At 70.5% G+C, this 17,801-nt stretch carries 15 protein-coding genes; 8 read left to right on the top strand and 7 right to left on the bottom strand.

Annotated elements, in window-relative coordinates:
- Position 1 precedes the first annotated feature (1 nt).
- The gene (locus tag AOK01_RS07675) at positions 2-1,084 is read right to left on the bottom strand and encodes a LacI family DNA-binding transcriptional regulator (protein ID WP_055509808.1); all 1,083 of its coding nucleotides are present in this window, start codon (positions 1,082-1,084) and stop codon (positions 2-4) included.
- A gap of 328 nt (positions 1,085-1,412) precedes the next feature.
- On the opposite strand from AOK01_RS07675, the gene AOK01_RS07670 reads away from it, so the two are divergent.
- The 6 genes from AOK01_RS07670 to AOK01_RS07645 all read left to right on the top strand — a co-directional run bounded on the left by AOK01_RS07670 (position 1,413) and on the right by AOK01_RS07645 (position 11,250).
- Positions 1,413-2,696 carry an ABC transporter substrate-binding protein gene (locus tag AOK01_RS07670; protein ID WP_079103240.1) on the top strand — a complete coding sequence of 428 codons (1,284 nt, stop codon included), beginning with the start codon at positions 1,413-1,415 and terminating at the stop codon, positions 2,694-2,696.
- Positions 2,697-2,701: 5 nt separating this feature from the next.
- A complete protein-coding gene (locus tag AOK01_RS07665; RefSeq protein ID WP_055509804.1) occupies positions 2,702-3,637 on the top strand; it encodes a carbohydrate ABC transporter permease in 936 nt (311 codons plus the stop codon).
- The gene (locus AOK01_RS07660; protein ID WP_055509803.1) at positions 3,634-4,548 is read left to right on the top strand and encodes a carbohydrate ABC transporter permease; all 915 of its coding nucleotides are present in this window, start codon (positions 3,634-3,636) and stop codon (positions 4,546-4,548) included. Before AOK01_RS07665 ends, AOK01_RS07660 begins: the two co-directional genes overlap by 4 nt.
- Before the next feature lie 266 nt (positions 4,549-4,814).
- A complete protein-coding gene (locus tag AOK01_RS07655) occupies positions 4,815-6,044 on the top strand; it encodes a glycoside hydrolase 5 family protein (protein ID WP_107099759.1) in 1,230 nt (409 codons plus the stop codon).
- Between the two features lie 48 nt (positions 6,045-6,092).
- Positions 6,093-8,135, top strand: a complete 2,043-nt coding sequence (locus AOK01_RS07650) for an endo-beta-N-acetylglucosaminidase (RefSeq protein WP_055509812.1) — start codon at positions 6,093-6,095, stop codon at positions 8,133-8,135.
- A 97-nt stretch (positions 8,136-8,232) separates the two neighbouring features.
- Positions 8,233-11,250 (top strand): alpha-mannosidase, encoded by a 3,018-nt coding sequence (locus AOK01_RS07645; protein WP_055509799.1) that lies wholly within the window; start codon positions 8,233-8,235, stop codon positions 11,248-11,250.
- Positions 11,251-11,372: 122 nt separating this feature from the next.
- On the opposite strand, the gene AOK01_RS07640 is transcribed toward AOK01_RS07645, so the two are convergent.
- Positions 11,373-12,791: a lipase maturation factor family protein gene (locus tag AOK01_RS07640; RefSeq protein WP_055509797.1), complete on the bottom strand. Its 1,419-nt coding sequence runs from the start codon at positions 12,789-12,791 to the stop codon at positions 11,373-11,375.
- 140 nt (positions 12,792-12,931) lie between these two features.
- On the opposite strand from AOK01_RS07640, the gene AOK01_RS07635 reads away from it, so the two are divergent.
- Positions 12,932-13,795, top strand: a complete 864-nt coding sequence (locus tag AOK01_RS07635) for an Fpg/Nei family DNA glycosylase (RefSeq protein ID WP_055509795.1) — start codon at positions 12,932-12,934, stop codon at positions 13,793-13,795.
- Between the two features lie 34 nt (positions 13,796-13,829).
- Here the strand turns inward: AOK01_RS07635 and AOK01_RS07630 are convergent, their stop codons facing one another.
- The 5 genes from AOK01_RS07630 to AOK01_RS43410 form a co-directional block, all read right to left on the bottom strand.
- Positions 13,830-14,489, bottom strand: coding sequence for an anti-sigma factor family protein (locus AOK01_RS07630; protein ID WP_055509793.1), 660 nt, complete (start codon positions 14,487-14,489; stop codon positions 13,830-13,832).
- Between the two features lie 226 nt (positions 14,490-14,715).
- The gene (locus AOK01_RS07625; RefSeq protein WP_055509791.1) at positions 14,716-15,231 is read right to left on the bottom strand and encodes a hypothetical protein; all 516 of its coding nucleotides are present in this window, start codon (positions 15,229-15,231) and stop codon (positions 14,716-14,718) included.
- Between the two features lie 135 nt (positions 15,232-15,366).
- Positions 15,367-15,912, bottom strand: a complete 546-nt coding sequence (locus tag AOK01_RS07620) for a sigma-70 family RNA polymerase sigma factor (RefSeq protein ID WP_055509810.1) — start codon at positions 15,910-15,912, stop codon at positions 15,367-15,369.
- Positions 15,913-16,191: 279 nt separating this feature from the next.
- A complete protein-coding gene (locus AOK01_RS07615; RefSeq protein ID WP_055509789.1) occupies positions 16,192-16,653 on the bottom strand; it encodes a universal stress protein in 462 nt (153 codons plus the stop codon).
- Between the two features lie 9 nt (positions 16,654-16,662).
- The gene (locus AOK01_RS43410; protein WP_157871210.1) at positions 16,663-16,848 is read right to left on the bottom strand and encodes a hypothetical protein; all 186 of its coding nucleotides are present in this window, start codon (positions 16,846-16,848) and stop codon (positions 16,663-16,665) included.
- Here AOK01_RS43410 and AOK01_RS07610 point away from each other — a divergent pair.
- Positions 16,847-17,719 carry a polysaccharide deacetylase family protein gene (locus AOK01_RS07610; protein WP_055509787.1) on the top strand — a complete coding sequence of 291 codons (873 nt, stop codon included), beginning with the start codon at positions 16,847-16,849 and terminating at the stop codon, positions 17,717-17,719. The two genes, AOK01_RS43410 and AOK01_RS07610, sit on opposite strands and share 2 nt — an antisense overlap.
- The last annotated feature ends 82 nt before the right edge of the window (positions 17,720-17,801 follow it).

The raw sequence follows: 17,801 nt of genomic DNA, 5'->3' as shown, positions 1-17,801 counted from the left end.
CTCAAGCCCCGCAGGGCCCCGTGCTCTCCCGCTCGATCAGCCGCGGCACCGGCACCCCCACCGCCCGCGCGGGCCCGCCGTCCAGCAACGACGTCAACTCCTTCGCCGCGGTCCGCCCGAACTCCACCGTGTCGCGGGACAGCGCCGACAGCCACGGCTTGACCATGCGGCACAGTGCCGAGTCCTCCCAGGCGACGATCGACACGTCGCCCGGCACCGAGAAGCCCAGCTCCGTCGCGGCGGCGACTCCGGCGACGGCCATCACGTCGTTGTCGTAGATCAGCGCGGTCGGTGGCGAACCGCCCTCCAGCACGCCGCCCTTCAGTGCACCATCCCCCGGCACGCCGTCCTGCGGCACGCCCCCTTCCGGCATGCCACCCTCCAGGACGCGGCGCGTGACCGCCGCGCCCTGGGCGTCGGAGTAGTCCGTGGTCACCGAGCGCACCTCCGCGAGCCCGCGCCGATCGGCCTCGGCGCGCAGCGTACGGATCCGCCGCTCGGTGTGCGCGAGGCCGGGCAGCCCTGCGATGTGCACGATCCGCCGGTGCCCCAGCTCGTGCAGCCGCCCCACGACGGACGCCATCGCGCCCGCGTCGTCCGCCCAGACCGTGGACTGTCCGGGGTGCCGGGCGTCCGGAGCCCCGCCGATGACCACCGCCGGCAGCCCCAGCTCGTCGAGCAGATCGGGGCGCGGGTCGTCCGTGCGCGGGTCGACGGCCAGCACTCCGTCCACGCGGTGCTCCGCCCACCAGCGCCGGTACACCGCGCACTCGTCGTCGACGTCCTCGACCACCTGGAACAGCAGACCGAGATGACGCTCCGCCAGGACCTCCTGGATGCCCGAGACGAGCTGCAGGAAGAACGAGTCCACGCCGAGCGTGTCCGCAGGCCTGGCCAGGACGAGACCGACCGTCGCCGTGCCCTCGCCCGACAGTTGGCGCGCCGCCGTGCTGGGCCGCCAGCCCAGCTGCTCGGCGACCCGGCGCACCCGGTCCCGGGTGATCTCGGAGACCCCGGGCCGGTCGTTGAGCGCGAAGGAGACCGCGCTCTCGGAGACCCCGGCGCGCTGCGCGATGTCCTTCATCGTCGGCCGGCGCGCGGGAGACCGCTTGGCGGGCTTGGCTGGCAACCTTGCTCCCCATTTCACTGAAGACCTGCTGGACGGACCTCCGTGGAGGCTTTGCGGACACCTGCACTGATGCGCTGCACTAATGCGCTTGAGCTGGACCACTCTAAAGCGCATTAGTGATCTGTCGCAAGAGGCGAAATTTGCGCCTCTGACCTGGGGTTATGTCGAGCTGATGAATTTGGCGTAGCGAAATCCATTGACTTCGCCACCGGGATGGATGCAAGGTCTGCCCGTCACCACTGACCCACCCACCCCTTCGCAAAGGAGCCCGGTCACTGTGCGCATGCCTCGCAGAGCACTCGCCGCCGCTGTCGTCGCCCTGGTCCTGCCGCTCAGCGCCTGCGGCTCGGGGGGTGACGACAGTGGTTCCACGGACGCCTCCGGCAAGGTCGAGGGCGACATCACCTTCCAGACCTGGAACCTGCGGGCCAACTTCAAGCCGTACTTCGAGGGCCTGGTCGCCGACTTCGAGAAGAAGTACCCCGGCACCCATGTGAAGTGGGTCGACCAGCCCGCCGAGGGCTACGCCGACAAGATCAGCGCGGACGCGGCCGGCGGCACCCTGCCCGACGTCGTGAACGTCTCGCCCGACCTCGCCGCCCCGCTCGCCAAGGCGGGGCTCGCGCTGGACCTGGACAAGGCCGCCGCGAAGTACAAGAAGGAGTACCTGCCGGACGCCTGGGCCAGCCACGAGATACCGGGCATGGACGGCACGTACGCCTTCCCCTGGTATCTGAACACCGGGCCGCTGTTCTACAACAAGTCGCTGTTCAAGGAGGCGGGCCTGGACGCCTCGAAGCCTCCGAAGACCTACGACGAACTCTTCGCCGACGCCCTGGAACTGGCGGACAAGAGCGACGGCAAGGTCGCGACCCTGGCGAACGTGCCCAGCATCGAGGACTTCGGCCGCTACGGCGTCGACCTGATGAACAAGGAGGGCACGGCCTTCGCCTTCAACGACGCCAAGGGCGTACAACTCCTCACTAAGTACAAGGAGTTGTACGACGCGAAGGCCCTCGACCCGCAGGCGCTGACCGCGACGCCCGAGTCGTCCGGCAAGAAGTTCCTCACCGGGGCCGTCGCCATGAACCCGGGCAGCGCCCTGGACCTCGGCAACTTCAAGAAGCAGGCGCCGAACCTCTACAAGAACATCGGCATCACCGACCAGATCACCAGCACCGGCAAGGTCAACATGTACGTCATGGGTCTGATGGTGAACGCCCAGACCAAGAAGAAGCCCGCCGCGGTCGCCTTCGCGCACTTCGTCACCGACGCGCAGAACCAGATGTCGTTCGCCAAGAAGGTCGCGATCTTCCCCAGCACCGCCGGTTCGCTCGACGACCCGTACTTCACCAAGGAGGACGGCACGGACGAGACCCGCGTACGGATCGCCGCTGCCAAGTCCCTGAAGAACGCGGCCAACTACACGCCGGTGCTGTTCAGCGACCAGATGAAGACCGAACTGCAGAACAACGTGGCCAAGGCACTCCAGGGCAAGGTGAGCCCCAAGGAAGCCCTCGACAACGCTGTCAAGGCGTGTGACCGCCTGCTCCAGCAGCAGGGCTGACCGACATGGCAAGCTCTTCCAGTACCAGTACCAGTACCAGTACCAGTACCAGTACCTCCGTACCTGCGCGGGTGCGGCGCCAACTGCCCACCAGCCCCTGGCTGTTCGCGGCTCCCGGGCTGCTGGTCGTCGGCATCTTCATCCTCTACCCGTTCGTCTCCACGCTGATCAACTCCTTCACCGACCGCCGGACCCTGGTCCCCGGCGAGTTCGTGGGCCTGGCCAACTTCCGGGAGCTGCTGCACGACGAGATGTTCTGGATCGGCCTGCGCAACAGCACGCTGTACGTCCTCGGGGTGGTCCCCGCGCTCGTCCTGCTGCCCCTGCTGCTCGCGCTCCTGGTCCAGAAGAACATCCCCGGCATCGGGTTCTTCCGGTCGGCCTTCTACACCCCGGTCGTCGCCTCCATCGTGGTGGTCGGTCTCATCTGGGTGTGGCTGCTCGACGAACGCGGCCTGGTGAACTCGCTGCTGGAGGCGATCGGGGTCGGCAGGGTCGGCTTCCTGAGCGACCAGTGGCTGCTCCTGCTGAGCGCCATGGCCGTCACGGTCTGGAAGGGCCTCGGCTACTACATGATCATTTACCTGGCCGCCCTCGCCAACGTGCCGCGCGAACTGCACGAGGCCGCGGCCGTGGACGGCGCCGGTACAGTCCGCCGTTTTCTCACGGTCACCGTGCCCGCCGTCCGCTCCACGATGGTGCTGGTCGGCGCGCTCTCCTCGGTCGCCGCCTTCAAGGTGTTCTCCGAGGTGTATCTGATGGCGGGCCCGAACGGCGGCCCTGCGGGCGAGGACACCACCCTCGTGATGCTCGTCCAGCGCACCGGCACGGGCCTGACCGGCCGGGTCGGCTACGCGTCCGCCATCTCCGTCGTCGTCTTCGTCGTCACCGTCGCGCTGATGCTGCTCGTGCTGCGCGCCGACCGGAAGGAGGACGCGTGAGCGTCGCCGAGAAGGTCCCCGAGGCGTCGCCCGCCCCGGACGCGCCCCGCCGCCGCAGGAAGCGCGTCACCGATGAGCACGGCCGGCACGTCCGGGCCTGGGAACTGGCCCTGCGCTACCTTCTGCTGCTCGCCGTCCTGGCACTGACCGTCGGGCCGTTCGTGTGGCAGCTCTCGACGTCCCTGAAGGGGCCGACCGAGGACATCTTCAGCTCGCCGCCCAAGTTCCTGCCCGGCGACCCGACCCTGCACAACTACGAGCGCGTGGCCGAGACCATCCCCGTGTGGGACTACGCCCTCAACTCGCTGAAGGTCGCCGCCGCCAACGTCGTGACGAACTGTGTCGGCGCGGCGCTCGCGGGCTACGCGCTCGCCCGGCTGCGCTACCGCGGGCGCAGGGTGGCCACGCTCGTGTTCATCCTCGCGATGCTCGTGCCCGTGGAGGGCATCATCATCGCCCAGTTCACGACCATGCGTGAGCTCGGCCTGAACAACACCCTGGTCGGAGTCCTCCTGCCCGGCAGCATCGGCGCGATGAACGTGCTGCTGATGCGCAACGCGTTCCTCAACCTCCCGTACGAGATCGAGGAGGCGGCCTACGTCGACGGCGCGAACACCTGGCAGCGGTTCCTGCGCATCGCGCTGCCCTCGGTGAAGGGGACCCTCGCCGTCGTCGCGATCTTCGCCTTCATGTTCTCGTGGGACGACTTCCTGTGGCCGCTCATCGTGCTCAGCGACCCGGACAAGTTCACCCTGACCATCGGCCTCAACTATCTGCACGGCACCTTCGCCAACGACGAACGGCTCGTCGCCGCGGGCACGATCATCGCGGTGGCGCCGCTGATCGCCCTCTTCGCCTGCCTCCAGCGGTACTTCTTCCGCGGGGTCGGCGAGGGCGCGGTGAAGGGGTGAGGCCCGCGGCGACCGGCCGCGTGCCTCATCAACCACGCGCGCGGTGACCGGCCGAGTGCCTCGCGAGCCATGCGCGGCGACGGCGTCCCCGAGGGGCATCAGACGATCGTCGGGTGCGGGTCGACGGGGGCTGGTCGCGCAGTTCCCCGCGCCCCTGAAGAGCGGCGGCCGATTGTCGGCGCGCCCTTGAGGAGCGGCGCACCACCCGTAGCGGCGAGAGCAGCCCGCACACCCCCACGTACGCACCACAGAACCAGGACTTCCGGATGCCTTCTGCCGTGCGCTTCGGCGTCAACTACACCCCGAGCGAAGGGTGGTTCCATCACTGGCTCGACTTCGACCTCGACTCCGTGCGCGCCGATCTCGACTCGATCGCCGCACTCGGCCTGGACCACATCAGGGTCTTTCCGATCTGGCCCTACTTCCAGCCGAACCGCTCGTTGATCCGCCCGCGCGCCGTGGAGCAGCTCGTCGCCCTCGCCGACGCCGCCGCCGAACGGGGCCTCGACGTGAACGTGGACGGCCTGCAAGGGCACTTGTCGAGCTTCGACTTCCTGCCCGCGTGGACGCAGACCTGGCACCGGCGGAACCTCTTCACCGACCCCGAGGTGGTCGAAGGGCAGGCGGAGTACCTGCGGACCCTCGCGGCAGCCCTCGCCGACCGGCCCAACTTCATCGGCATGACCGTGGGCAACGAGGTCAACCAGTTCTCGGCGGGCCCCCATCCGGACCCCGACCGGGCGGCACCCGGCCTGGTCGATGCCTGGCTGGAGCGGATGCTCGCGGCGTGCGAGAAGGGCGCGCCCGGCAAGCTGCATCTGCACGCGGAGTACGACGCCGCCTGGTACCAGGACGACATGCCGTTCACCCCGGCCCAGGCCGCCCGGCGCGGGGCCGTCACCGCCGTGCACTCCTGGGTCTTCAACGGCACGGCCCAGCGGCACGGACGTACCGGCGTCGCGACCGAACACCACGCCGCGTATCTGATCGAGCTCAGCAAGGCCTGGGCCGCCGACCCTTCGCGCCCGGTCTGGCTCCAGGAGGTCGGCGCCCCGGCGCCGCTGGTCCCCGCCGAGCACGCCGCCGCCTTCACCGAGGCGACCGTCACCAACGCCCTGGACTGCCCCGACCTCTGGGGCATCACTTGGTGGTGCTCCCACGACGTGTCCCGCGACCTCGCCGACTTCCCCGAACTCGAATACGGGCTCGGCCTGCTGACCAACGAGCGCCGCCCCAAGGACAGCGCGCGTGCGCTGGCCCGCACGGCCCGCGAGCACACGTACGCGCCCGAGGCCCGCACCACGGCGCTCGTCGTCCCCGACGACCCCGCCGGCCGCTCGGTATGCGCCCCGGGGGGCCCGGTGTTCGAGGCGTTCTTCCGGCTCACGGCCGACGGCGCCCGCCCGACCACCGTCCTGGCGTCCCGCGCGCGAGACGCGGATCATCTGACCGCACGACGCATCACCGAAGTCGTCACGCCCGAACAGGTCGCGTAACCCCCCACAAGAACTCCCACAAGAACTCCCACAAGGAGGCACTTGCTCGTGCACCCCACCAGACGCACCGTCCTGCTCGTCACCGGCACCGGAGCCGCCGCCGCTGTGCTCCCGGCCGCACCCGCCACTGCCGGGACCGCCGCCGGGACGGCCGGAGGCGAGGCCGCCGCCGCGGCATCCCCGCCGTACGCGTCCTACTGGTACCCGGACTCGCTGCCCTCCGGCTCGCCGGGCGCGGGCATCACCTGGCGCAGCCTGAAGGCGTGGACGGCCGCCGGCGACACCGACCTGGCCTTCAACACGGCGTCCGTGCCGCTCGCCGAGCGGTTCACCCCGACTCCGGTGAACACGACGGCCCGCGCGGGCCAGGCCCGTATCCAGTCGCTGGTCTCCTTCGGCCCCACCGCGAGCAACCCCTCGCAAGGGGCGGCCACCGCCGACTACTACGCGCTCACGCACTGGAGTTACGTCGACGAGCTGGTCTTCTGGGGCGGCTCCTCGGCCGAGGGACTGATCCTCGCGCCGAACGCGCCGGTCGTGGACGCCGCGCACCGGCACGGCGTGCCCGTCCTCGGCAATGTGTTCCTGCCGCCCACCGCCTTCGGCGGACAGCTGCAGTGGACCCGTGACCTGGTGCAGAAGGACGCGGCGGGGCACTACCCGCTGGCCGAGCGGCTCGTCGCGGTCGCCGAGGCCTACGGCTTCGACGGCTGGTTCGTCAACGCCGAGACCGGCGGCGGGAACGCGGCGCTCGCCACCGACATGCTCGGCTTCCTCACCGAGCTCAAGGCGCTGAGCGCGGCGAAGGGCCTGCGGGTCACCTGGTACGACGCCATGACCGTGAGCGGCTCGGTGAGCTGGCAGGGCGCGCTCAACAACCAGAACAGGGTGTTCTTCCAGGCCGCCGACACGATGTTCCTGGACTTCCGCTGGTCGCCGGGCAGCCTCGCCTCCTCCGCCTCGGCCGCCGAACAACTCGGGCGCGAGCGCCACGAGTTGTGGGCGGGCGTCGACGTGGAGGCCAACGGCTGGAACCGCTCCGTGAACTGGGACGCCATGGTGCCCAGTGGCTCGGCGCACGTCGCATCGGTGGGTTTCTACCGGCCCGAGTGGACCCGCAACCACCTGCCCGCCGCGCGCACGCCCGGCGACTTCCACGCCGCCGACGACCACTTCTGGAGCGGGCGCTCGCTCGATCCGGCCCGGCCCGACACCGCCGACACCTGGCGCGCGCCCGCCGTCTCCGTCGCCGACCGCTCCACGGTCACCGGGCTGCCGTTCGGATCCGTCTTCAACACCGGGCACGGCCTGCGCTGGTACGAGGACGGCGAGGTCACGTCGACGGCCCCGTGGAACCACCTCGGTCTCCAGGACCGGCTGCCGTCCCGGCGCTGGGTCACCCGCACCACGGGCGGGCATCCCGCCGTCACCTTCGACTTCGCCGACGCGTGGCACGGCGGCAGCAGCGTCCTGGTCGATGGCGCCCTGGACGCGCCCACCACCCTCGACGTCTACGCGACCCGCCTGCCGATCGGCCGGCACACGGTCGTCGAGCTGACCCACCGGGCCGACTCGGGGGACGTGGGCGTCGAACTGGCCGTCGCCACCGCCGATCCTTCGGGCCCGGGGCAGCCGTACGCGTACACGTACTTCCCGGTCACCACCGGCAGCGACTGGAAGACCTCGGCCGTACGGCTGACCGGTCTGCCGACGGGCGGCACGGTGCACGCGCTCGGGGTCCGGCTCACCGGGGCCGGCGGCGCGGTGAAGTGGCGGCTCGGCGGACTCGCCGTACGCGATCAGGCCGCCCACTGCCCGCGGAGGCCCGTCGCCGCGCGCATCACCGCTGCCTCGGGAGGCGACCTGCGCTTCGCGTGGCGCGCGGCACCCGGTGGCGGCGTACGCCACTACACACTGCACCGGGTACTGCCCGACGGCACCCGGCGCTTCCTCGGAGGAACCGCTCAGCGGGCCTTCTACGTTGGAGGACTGACACCGGAAGGAGACGAGCGGACGGCACGGTTCGAACTGCGGGCCGTGGGGGAGCTATACACCGCGTCGGACCCCGCGACCCTCACCCACACCTGGTGACCGCCGGCCACCGAGAACCACCGCCGACTACCGGTAACCGCTGGTAACCGCCGGTACGCAGCAACAACCCGCACAACGGAGTTACGGAGCACCCCACATGCATGACGACCGCGGCCTGGTCGAAGCCCGCCTCAAGCGCGTGCTCGACGAGCGCATACGACCCGCCGTGTACCCCGAGTCGGTACCACTGGAAGTGGCGGTGTGGAACGCGCCGGGCGAGCCGGTGCCCGTCGCCGAGGGGCTGGCGGCCACGCCGTCTCCGGTGGCGGTCGGCGACAGGTGGGGTGCTCCCTGGGGCACCAGCTGGTTCCGCGTCACGGGGACCGTGCCGAAGGAGTGGGCCGGGAAGACCGTCGAGGCGCTCCTGGACCTCGGCTTCGACGAGAACATGCCCGGCTTCCAGTGCGAGGGCCTCGTCTACCGTCCCGACGGAACGCCCGTCAAGGGCCTCAACCCGCGCAACCAGTGGGTGCGGATCGGCGCGCCCGCCGAGGGCGGCGAGGAGGTGCGCCTGCACATCGAGGCCGCCTCCAACCCCGTCATCCTCGACTACCACCCCTTCCAGCCCACGCAGCTGGGCGACAAGGAGACGGCAGGTGACGAACCGCAGTACAAACTGGCGCGGATGGACCTCGCCGTCCTCGACGAGACGGTGTGGCAGCTCGTCATCGACCTGGAGGTGCTCGGCGAGCTGATGGCCGAGCTGCCGGTGGAGTCCGCGCGCCGCTGGGACATCCTGCGCGCCGTGGAGAAGGCCCTGGACGCCGTGGACCTCCAGGACGTGGGCGCCACGGCGGGCGCGGCCCGCTCCCGCCTGGAAGAGGTGCTGGCCGCTCCCGCCGTCCCCTCCGCCCACCGCATCAGCGCGGTGGGCCACGCGCACATCGACTCGGCGTGGCTGTGGCCGCTGCGCGAGACCGTACGCAAGGTCGCCAGAACCACCTCGAACATGACCGCCCTCCTGGAGGACGAGCCCGACTTCGTCTTCGCCATGTCGCAGGCCCAGCAGTGGGCCTGGGTGAAGGAGCACCGGCCCGAGGTGTGGGCCAAGGTGAAGAAGGCCGTCGCCGACGGGCGGTTCGTGCCCACGGGCGGCATGTGGGTGGAGTCGGACACCAACATGCCCGGCTCCGAGGCGATGGCCCGGCAGTTCGTGCACGGCAAGCGGTTCTTCATCGACGAGTTCGGCGTCGACAACGACGAGGCCTGGCTGCCCGACACGTTCGGCTTCGCCGCCGGACTGCCGCAGATCATCAAGGCGGCCGGGTCCAAGTGGCTGCTCACCCAGAAGATCTCATGGTCGCAGACCAACAAGTTCCCGCACCACACCTTCCAGTGGGAGGGCATCGACGGCACGCGGATCTTCACGCACTTCCCGCCCGTGGACACGTACAACTGCGCCATGAAGGGCAGCGAGATCGCCCACGCGGCGAACAACTTCAAGGACAAGGGCGTCGCCCGGCACTCCCTCGCCCCGACCGGCTGGGGCGACGGAGGCGGCGGCACGACCCGGGAGATGGTCGCGAAGGCGGCCCGCCTGAGGGACCTCGAAGGCTCGGCGACCGTGGTCTGGGAGGCTCCGGAGAAGTTCTTCGAGAAGGCGGAGGCCGAGTACCCGAACGCGCCCGTGTGGGTCGGTGAGCTGTACCTGGAGCTGCACCGCGCCACCCTCACCAGCCAGGCGAAGACCAAGCAGGGCAACCGCCGCAGCGAGCACCTGCTGCGCGAGGCCGAGCTGTGGGCGGCGACCGCGGCGGTCCGGGCCGGCGTTCCGTACCCGCACGAGGACCTTGACCGGCTCTGGAAGACGGTCCTGCTCCACCAGTTCCACGACATCCTGCCCGGCTCGTCCATCGCCTGGGTGCACCGCGAGGCCCGGAAGACGTACGACACGGTCGCCGAGGAGCTGACCGGCATCATCGGCGCCGCCCAGCGCGCGCTGGCCGGAGACGGGACGACCCCCCTCACCTTCAACTCGGCGCCGCACACCCGCGACGGGGTGCCCGCCGGCGGCGCCAGGACCCCGGCCGTCGGCGGCGAGTGCACGCTCGTGCCGCGCACGGACGGCGGCTACACGATCGACAACGGACGGCTGCGGATCGAGATCGACGAGCGCGGCCTCGTGGTCTCCGCGTTCGACCTCGCAGCGGACCGCGAGACCCTCGCACCCGGCGAGGCCGCCAACCTGCTCCAGATCCACCCGGACTTCCCCAACATGTGGGACGCCTGGGACGTCGACGAGTTCTACCGGAACACGGTCACCGACCTGGTCGACGCCGAAGAGGTCGCCCCCGGCGAGGACGGCGTCTCGGTCCGGGTCGTACGGACCTTCGGAGCGTCGAAGGTCACCCAGGTGCTGTCGCTCGCACCGGGGGAGTGGCGGCTCGACATCGACACCGAGGTCGACTGGCACGAGACGGAGAAGTTCCTCAAGCTGTCCTTCCCGCTCGACGTGCATGCCGAGCGGTACGCGTCGGAGACGCAGTTCGGGCACTTCTTCCGGCCGACGCACACCAACACGTCCTGGGAGGCCGCCAAGTTCGAGGCCTGCAACCACCGGTTCGTCCACCTGGAGGAGCCCGGCTGGGGCGTCGCGGTCGTCAACGACTCCACGTACGGCCACGACGTGACGCGTACGGTGCGCGGTGACGGCGGTACGACCACCACGGTCCGGGTCTCGCTGCTGCGCGCCCCGCGCTTCCCCGACCCCGAGACCGACCAGGGGGTGCACCGCTTCCGGCACGCGCTGGTGCCCGGTGCCGCGATCGGTGACGCGGTGCGCGAGGGCTGGCGGATCAACCTGCCCGAGCGGAAGGTCGTCGGCGGGGCCTCGGAGGTCGCCCCGCTGGTGACGGTCGCGCAGGACGCGGTCGTGGTCACCGCGGTGAAGCTCGCCGACGACGACAGCGGCGACGTGGTCGTCCGCTTCCACGAGTCGCGCGGCGGGCGCAGCCGGGCCACGCTGACGGCGGGCTTCGACGTCGAGGCCGTCACGGTGACGGACCTGCTGGAACGCCCGCTGGCCGACGCGGTCGCCCCGGAGCGCGACGGCAACCGCCTCACCCTGAAACTCCGCCCGTTCGAACTGGTGACGCTGCGCCTCAAGCGCGCCTGAGGCATTTTTGAGGCTGCGGGCGCGCTGCGGGTGCGTCGTGGTTGCTCGCGCAGTTCCCCGCGCCCCCACAGGGGCGCGGGGAACCGCGCGACCTGGACCCGACCCGCGCCATGGCCGCCGACTCACCGAGCCGGCGAGTCCAGCCGTGTCGGCGGCAGGTACTCCCGTACGTACGTCCGTTCCCAGCACGCGCCCGTCGTCCGCAGCTCCCGCCAGGTCGTGTACCGGTAGCGGTAGAGGCGGGCCCGGACGTAGCGGGGCGGGGCGTCCGGTGGGAACGGGCAGTGGCGCAACAGGCGCAATGTGTCGCGGTCGTTCTCCAGGAGCCGTTCCACGAAACCGCCGAACCAGGGGTCCGCGTAGGCGGGGGAGAGCGCGGCGAACCACATCATCCAGTCGAGCCGCAGGTGGTAGGGGGCGAACTGGCGAGGCCACCGCCGGAGATCGCCGGGCTTGCCCCTGAACTCGTACTCCAGCCACCCCTCGTCCTTCCGGGGCGCCGGGTCGGCCGTGCCCTCGACCACCACCTCGTACCGGGTCCGGCTGACGCTGCCGAACGCCCCGTAGGTGTTGACCAGGTGGAGCGGGTCGAAGGAGCGGTTCATGGACTGGCGGCGGGAGAGCATGTTGCGGACCGGGCCGTGGCTGAGGAACACGAGCAGCGCCGCGACCGCGAGGACCACGATCTCGTACCAGAGCGGGGCGCCGGGGACGGCGTCCGGAGCCGTGCCGGGAAGTGCCAGGGCCGGCACGGCGAGCACGATCGTGATCCAGTTCAGCCAGGCGAAGTTCCCGGACAGGACCAGCCACAACTGGGTGACGATCATCAGGGCGGCGGCGGCCGTGGCGACGGGCTGCGGGGTGAACAGCAGGAAGGGCAGGACGAGTTGGGTGACGTGGTTGGCGGCCACCTCGGCCCGGTGGAACGGCTTCGGCAGGTGGTGGAAGAACCAGCTCAGCGGGCCCGGCATCGGCTGGGTCTCGTGGTGGTAGTCGAGACAGGTGAGCTCGCGCCAGCAGGCGTCGCCGCGCATCTTGATCAGACCGGCCCCGAACTCCACGCGGAACAGGATCCAGCGCAGCAGGAAGAGCACCACGACGGGTGGCGCGATCTCGTCGTTGCCCAGGAACACCGCGAGGAAGCCGGTCTCCAGGAGCAGGGACTCCCAGCCGAAGCCGTACCAGGTCTGCCCGACGTTCACGATCGACAGATACAGCACCCAGGGCACGAGCCAGAGCAACATGCCGCCCCACAACGGCAGTTGGTTGTCCAGGCCCGCGACGAGCGCCAGCGACACCGCACAGCCGGTCCAGGCCCAGGCCGCGAAGAAACGGTCGGAGCAGCGGAAGTGGAACACGCTCGGTGCCCGCCGGAACGGCACCCGGGCCACGTACCGGGACACCGGCAGCATGCCGCGTTCGCCGATCAGCGCGCGGAACTGAAGAGCCGCGCCGAGGAACGCGACGAGATAGACCACGGCGAGCGCCCGCTGGAAGACCAGCCGGCTCGTCCAGTACTCGGAGGCGGTGAACCACTCCACGTCGCGCGCTCCCTTCCCTCTCGCTCCCTCTCGGCGACAGAAACCGATGCAGACGATTATGGACATATTGCCGCACTCCGTGGCGCGACATGGCACGGTTCCCCGCGCCCCCTGCGGGCCGGCGGTGGCACCCTGGAGGCATGCCGGAGCTGCCCGAGGTCGAAGCGTTGAAGGACTTCCTGGTCGACCACCTGGTCGGCCGCGAGATCGTCCGTGTGCTGCCCGTGGCGATCAGTGTCCTGAAGACGTACGACCCGCCGCTCACCGCCCTCGAAGGCCGCGAGGTCACCGCCGTGCACCGGCACGGCAAATTCCTGGACCTTCGCACGGCCGAAGGGCCGCACTTCGTCACGCACCTGGCCAGGGCCGGCTGGCTCCACTGGAAGGACCGGCTGCCCGACGGGCCTCCCCGCCCCGGCAAGGGCCCGCTCGCGATGCGTGTCGCCCTGGAGACGGGCGCGGGCTTCGACCTCACCGAGGCCGGCACCCAGAAGCGTCTTGCGGTGTACGTCGTACGGGACCCGGCGGAGGTCCCCGGTGTGGCCCGCCTAGGCCCCGACCCGCTGGCCGACGACTTCGACGAGGCCCGCTTCGCCGGGCTCCTGGCGGGCGAGCGCAGACAGCTCAAGGGCGCCCTGCGTGACCAGAGCCTGCTCGCGGGAGTGGGGAACGCCTACAGCGACGAGATCCTGCACGCCGCGAAGATGTCGCCCTTCAAACTCGCCTCCGCCCTGACTCCGCAGGAGACACGGCGACTGTACGAGGCGCTGCGCACCACCCTCACGGAGGCCGTCGAGCGCTCCCACGGAGTGGACGCGGGCCGGCTGAAGTCCGAGAAGAAGAGCGGCCTGCGGGTCCACGGACGGACCGGCGAGCCCTGTCCGGTCTGCGGAGACACCGTCCGCGAGGTCTCCTTCAGCGATTCGTCGCTCCAGTACTGCCCCACCTGCCAGACAGGTGGCAAGCCCCTCGCGGACCGCAGGATGTCGAAGTTCCTGAAGTAGCCCTCGCCGGTCGCGTCAGGCACCCACGGACGGCTCAGGACGCCTTGAGCGTCACCAGGCGCTTTCCGTCCGTCGTCCGCACCTCGTACCGGACGATGTCGGAGGGATGCATCGCGGCCGCGCCCTGCATGCCGGCGGGAGGCGACGAGGCCGCCTTCTTGGACGCGGTCCAGCTCAGGATGACCTGTTCCGAGTCGTCGCGGCCGATGGCCACGAGTTCGCAGGGCTGGTCGACGGAGGCGTTCTTGACCTTCAGGCCGATCTCGCTGCCCCAGCCCCGGTCGAGGGTCGTGACCTCCGCCCACACGCCGGTCGAGGGGTCGGTCGCGGCGACCGTCCCGCCCTCGGAGCCGTCGTTCCCGGCGACGACCGCGATCGCGGGCCCGCCGACGGCGAAGACCACGGCGGCGGCGACCGCGAACAGCCAGCGCCTGCGCCCGCTCCTGCGCGCCGTGACGACATCGTCCAGGAGCCGGTCCAGCAGGCCGGGTCCTGCCTGGGTCATGGGGTGTACCGTACGCGGCGTCGCCTGGGCGTACGCCAGCAACGACCGTGTGGTGGCGGACAGTTCATGTATCTGAACCGCACACTGGGGACACTCCATGAGGTGGTCCTCGAAGCGGAAGGCGTCCGCCTCGTCCAGCACGCCTAGCGCGTATGCGCCGACGTCGCGGTGGCGTTCCAGCGACCTCATACCAAATCCTCATGCCGTGCCGATGGGGGTGTGTGCGGGGAGTAGCTGCTTGCCCACCGGTACGCAGGAGACCGCCGAATCACTCAAGCCCCGCCCGGAAACCAACCAGGAGATTCGGAGCGGTCGGGCCCGCGGATTGGTCGAGGTGCGAAGAAAAAACAGGTCGGAGAAGCCGGCCGCGGGACTCCGGCCGGGATCGGCCGGAAACATCGGAGCAGCCGGAGAATCAGAACAGGTGGATCGCCAGATGTCCGAGCGGCAGCCCCAGCTGCCAGGCAGGGGTCCAGACCTTCGGGCCGTCGTCCTCCCCGACGACAGGACCACCGCCGGGCACCGCGTCCAGGTCCGGCGCGAGTAACTCGGTCTCCTCCAGCCAGCGCCAGGCAGCCGACGCCAGATCCAGATCCGCCGTCGGAGCGCCCGACTCGACGGCCTCGACCGTGAGGTCGGCCATGCGGTCCCGCACCCAGTCCTGCCACGGCTGGTCGTACGCCGTCAGCGACAGCCACGTCTCCAGCTGCGTCACCACCCGGATGCCGGAGAGCTCGCCACTCGTGTCCGACAGGAAGATGGTGAGCGCCAGGGCGTCACGCCCGGCGCGGAACTCGAAGGACGTGGGTGGCATCAGGTCGCCGGTCCGCAGCAGTTCGTCGGCGATGTACTCGGCGTACAACCAGGCCATCGGGACGGTGAGTTCGCCGCCGCCGGTACCGTCCGTGCTTTCGTGACCTCTGTGGAGCATCCCTTCCTGCCTTCCTCCGGTGCGTGCGCGTCGCCCGAACCCGGGCCCCAGTCAGGAACACGGATGAAGACAGCTGATTGCTCAACCATGATCCTCAGCAAGGCGCTTTGCGAAGGCTTGACCTGACCGTCGGTTTCACCGCAGGTCGGCCGCGTATCCCGGAAGAACCCGGCGCAGGGCGCGCAGCGCGTAGTACGCGCGGGACTTCACGGTACCGGGCGGAATCCCCAGGGCCGCGGCGGCCTCCGCCACACTCGCCCCGCGGAAGTACACCTGCACCAGGACTTCCCGGTGCTCGGGAGTGAGAGTCTTCACAGCCTCCCGCACGTCGAGGGTCGCCACGGAGCGTTCGGCATGATCGGCCGAGACCCGCGCGCTCTCCAGCACGGCGTCCCCGACCTCGGCGGGCCGCGCCTGGCGGGCCCGGCGGGCGTCGATGGCCAGCCGCCGGCCCACGGTCAGCAGCCAGGGTCGTACGGAATCGAAGTCGTCGGCGCGCAGGGCCTCGGGATGCTGCCAGGCGCGTACGAATGTCTCCTGTACCAGATCCTCGGCGCGCTGGCGGTCTCCGTCGGAGAGCCTCAGCAGCAGGGCGAAGAGCGGCGCTCCGTGCTCCCGCTGCAATTCGGCCAGCTCGTGCTCGGCGGTCGTCCTGCTGGTCATGGTGATGGCGGCCGTCATGGCCGTATGCCAACCCAGGGCGTCCCGCCGGGACAGGGCCACGACACGGCTCGTCGGCAGACGGTCGAACCCGTCGACGAACGGTACGACGAACGGTCAACCGGGACGGAAGGCTCCGCCTCCGCATTCCGGCTCGCCCGAACGTGACCGCTCCGCGGCGACACCGCGCACCCGGCAGACGGCGGCGGTGCTCGTGATGCTGTGCGGGTTGTCGTGGGCCGGCCGCGCGGCCGGCCCACGACAACCCGCAGAACACCACCGGCCCGAGCCCCGCGCCGGCTACGGAACCACCGTCACCGGCCAGCGGCCCGCCTTCACCAGCCGAATCGCGACGGAACCGACGATCCGGTGTCCCGCCTGCTCCGAGGCGCCCACCACGACCGCGTCCGCCTTCAGCTGGTCGGCCGCCGAGACGAGTCCGTTGTACGGGTCGCCGCGGAAGGTGTGGAACTCCCAGCGCACATCGAATATGCCCTTGACCTGCTCGGCCGCCAGCTGGATGTCCCGGACCAGCTCCTCGGCGATCTGGTCGGTCGTATCGGCGACCGGAACCCCGAGCGCCGCACCCGCCGCCATCACCGGCTGTACGTACACCAGGGTCAGCAGCGCCCGCTGCCGCCGGGCCAGGCCCCCGGCGTAGGAGGCCGCACGCAGTGAGGACTCGGAGCCGTCCACACCGACCATGATGACCTTGGGCCCGTCGGTGCCACGTTCGAACTGGTGGGAGTGCTGTTCCGTCACGGCCTGAGGCTATCGGACCCGGTGGATCCGGCGAACCCGGCCGCCGTCCGGAACCCGGCAGGCCACACCCGAGGACGTACGGCCCCAGGCGTCACCGGCGAGCCGCCCCTCGGCTGGTCCCAACGGGTGTTCTCGTACGCCCGCACCGGTGGACATGTGCGGGGGTGCGCCACCGCCGGGCGACTGATTACTCATGAATAAGGATCAGCTCCTCTCGCGGCGCCGGGCGTTGCTCGCCGGTGCCGCCGTCCTGGGAGCGGCGGGTGCGGCCGGCACCGTACAGTTGCTCACCGGTGACGCGGGCCCCCCGGTCCGGTCCTCCGCCTCTTCCCCTCCCGCTCCCGCCGCCGGAGCCCAGGCGAACCGAGCGGCCCGCAGGCCCTCCGCCTACCGGCTTCAGCCCATCGCCGGATACGGCCCGGCCCACGGCACGCCCGCGCGCACCCTCGTACGGCACGAGCCGTTCCTGCGGGTGTCAGGACGCGGCCGAACCATGGTGCTGACCTTCGACGACGGCCCCGACCCCCGCTACACCCCGGACATCCTGCGGGTCCTCAAGGCCCACGACGTGCGCGCCATGTTCTTCGTGTGCGGCGAGATGGTCGCCGACGCCGACAACAAGGACATGCTGCGCCGGATGTCCGACGAGGGGCACGTCGTCGGCAACCACACCTGGTCCCATCCGCTCCTGACCGAGCTGAGCAGGTCCGCGATCCGCTCCCAGATGGAGCGCACCAGCGACGTCATCCGGGAGGCGTACGGCGAGCGGCCCGGCTGGTTCCGTGCGCCGTACGGGGCCTGGAACCGGGCCACCTTCCAGATCGGCGCCGAACTGGGCATGGAGCCGCTCGCCTGGACCGTCGACACACTCGACTGGACGACGCCGGGCGTACGCACCATCAAGCGCCGGGTCATCAAGGGCGCCGCCCCGGGTGTCGTGGTCCTCGGGCACGACGCGGGCGGCGACCGCTCGCAGAGCGTGAAGGCGCTGCGCGACTATCTGCCACGGCTGCTGGACGCGGGATATCACCTCACCGTGCCCCGACGGCAGCCCTTGGGGCAGTGAGACCTTGTGGAACGTGGAACTCCGGGGAAGTGAGCGAAATCGGTGGAGGCCCGTGGAGAATTCCACGGGCCTCCACCGATTT

This window comes from Streptomyces aurantiacus, from assembly GCF_001418335.1.
Classification (GTDB): domain Bacteria; phylum Actinomycetota; class Actinomycetes; order Streptomycetales; family Streptomycetaceae; genus Streptomyces; species Streptomyces aurantiacus.
The sequence above is the reverse complement of the archived record's forward strand: the minus strand, read 5'-3'. Positions and strand labels throughout refer to the sequence as shown.

Excerpts from the sequence above, each read along its gene's own strand:
- AOK01_RS07620 (WP_055509810.1), bottom strand. The coding sequence starts at position 15,912 with ATGACGGCCGCCATCACCATGACCAGCAGGACGACCGCCGAGCACGAG.
- AOK01_RS07645 (WP_055509799.1), top strand. The coding sequence starts at position 8,233 with ATGCATGACGACCGCGGCCTGGTCGAAGCCCGCCTCAAGCGCGTGCTC.
- AOK01_RS07665 (WP_055509804.1), top strand. The coding sequence starts at position 2,702 with ATGGCAAGCTCTTCCAGTACCAGTACCAGTACCAGTACCAGTACCAGT.
- AOK01_RS07670 (WP_079103240.1), top strand. The coding sequence starts at position 1,413 with ATGCCTCGCAGAGCACTCGCCGCCGCTGTCGTCGCCCTGGTCCTGCCG.
- AOK01_RS07610 (WP_055509787.1), top strand. The coding sequence starts at position 16,847 with ATGAATAAGGATCAGCTCCTCTCGCGGCGCCGGGCGTTGCTCGCCGGT.
- AOK01_RS43410 (WP_157871210.1), bottom strand. The coding sequence starts at position 16,848 with ATGAGTAATCAGTCGCCCGGCGGTGGCGCACCCCCGCACATGTCCACC.
- AOK01_RS07625 (WP_055509791.1), bottom strand. The coding sequence starts at position 15,231 with ATGCTCCACAGAGGTCACGAAAGCACGGACGGTACCGGCGGCGGCGAA.
- AOK01_RS07630 (WP_055509793.1), bottom strand. The coding sequence starts at position 14,489 with ATGAGGTCGCTGGAACGCCACCGCGACGTCGGCGCATACGCGCTAGGC.
- AOK01_RS07635 (WP_055509795.1), top strand. The coding sequence starts at position 12,932 with ATGCCGGAGCTGCCCGAGGTCGAAGCGTTGAAGGACTTCCTGGTCGAC.
- AOK01_RS07655 (WP_107099759.1), top strand. The coding sequence starts at position 4,815 with ATGCCTTCTGCCGTGCGCTTCGGCGTCAACTACACCCCGAGCGAAGGG.
- AOK01_RS07675 (WP_055509808.1), bottom strand. The coding sequence starts at position 1,084 with ATGAAGGACATCGCGCAGCGCGCCGGGGTCTCCGAGAGCGCGGTCTCC.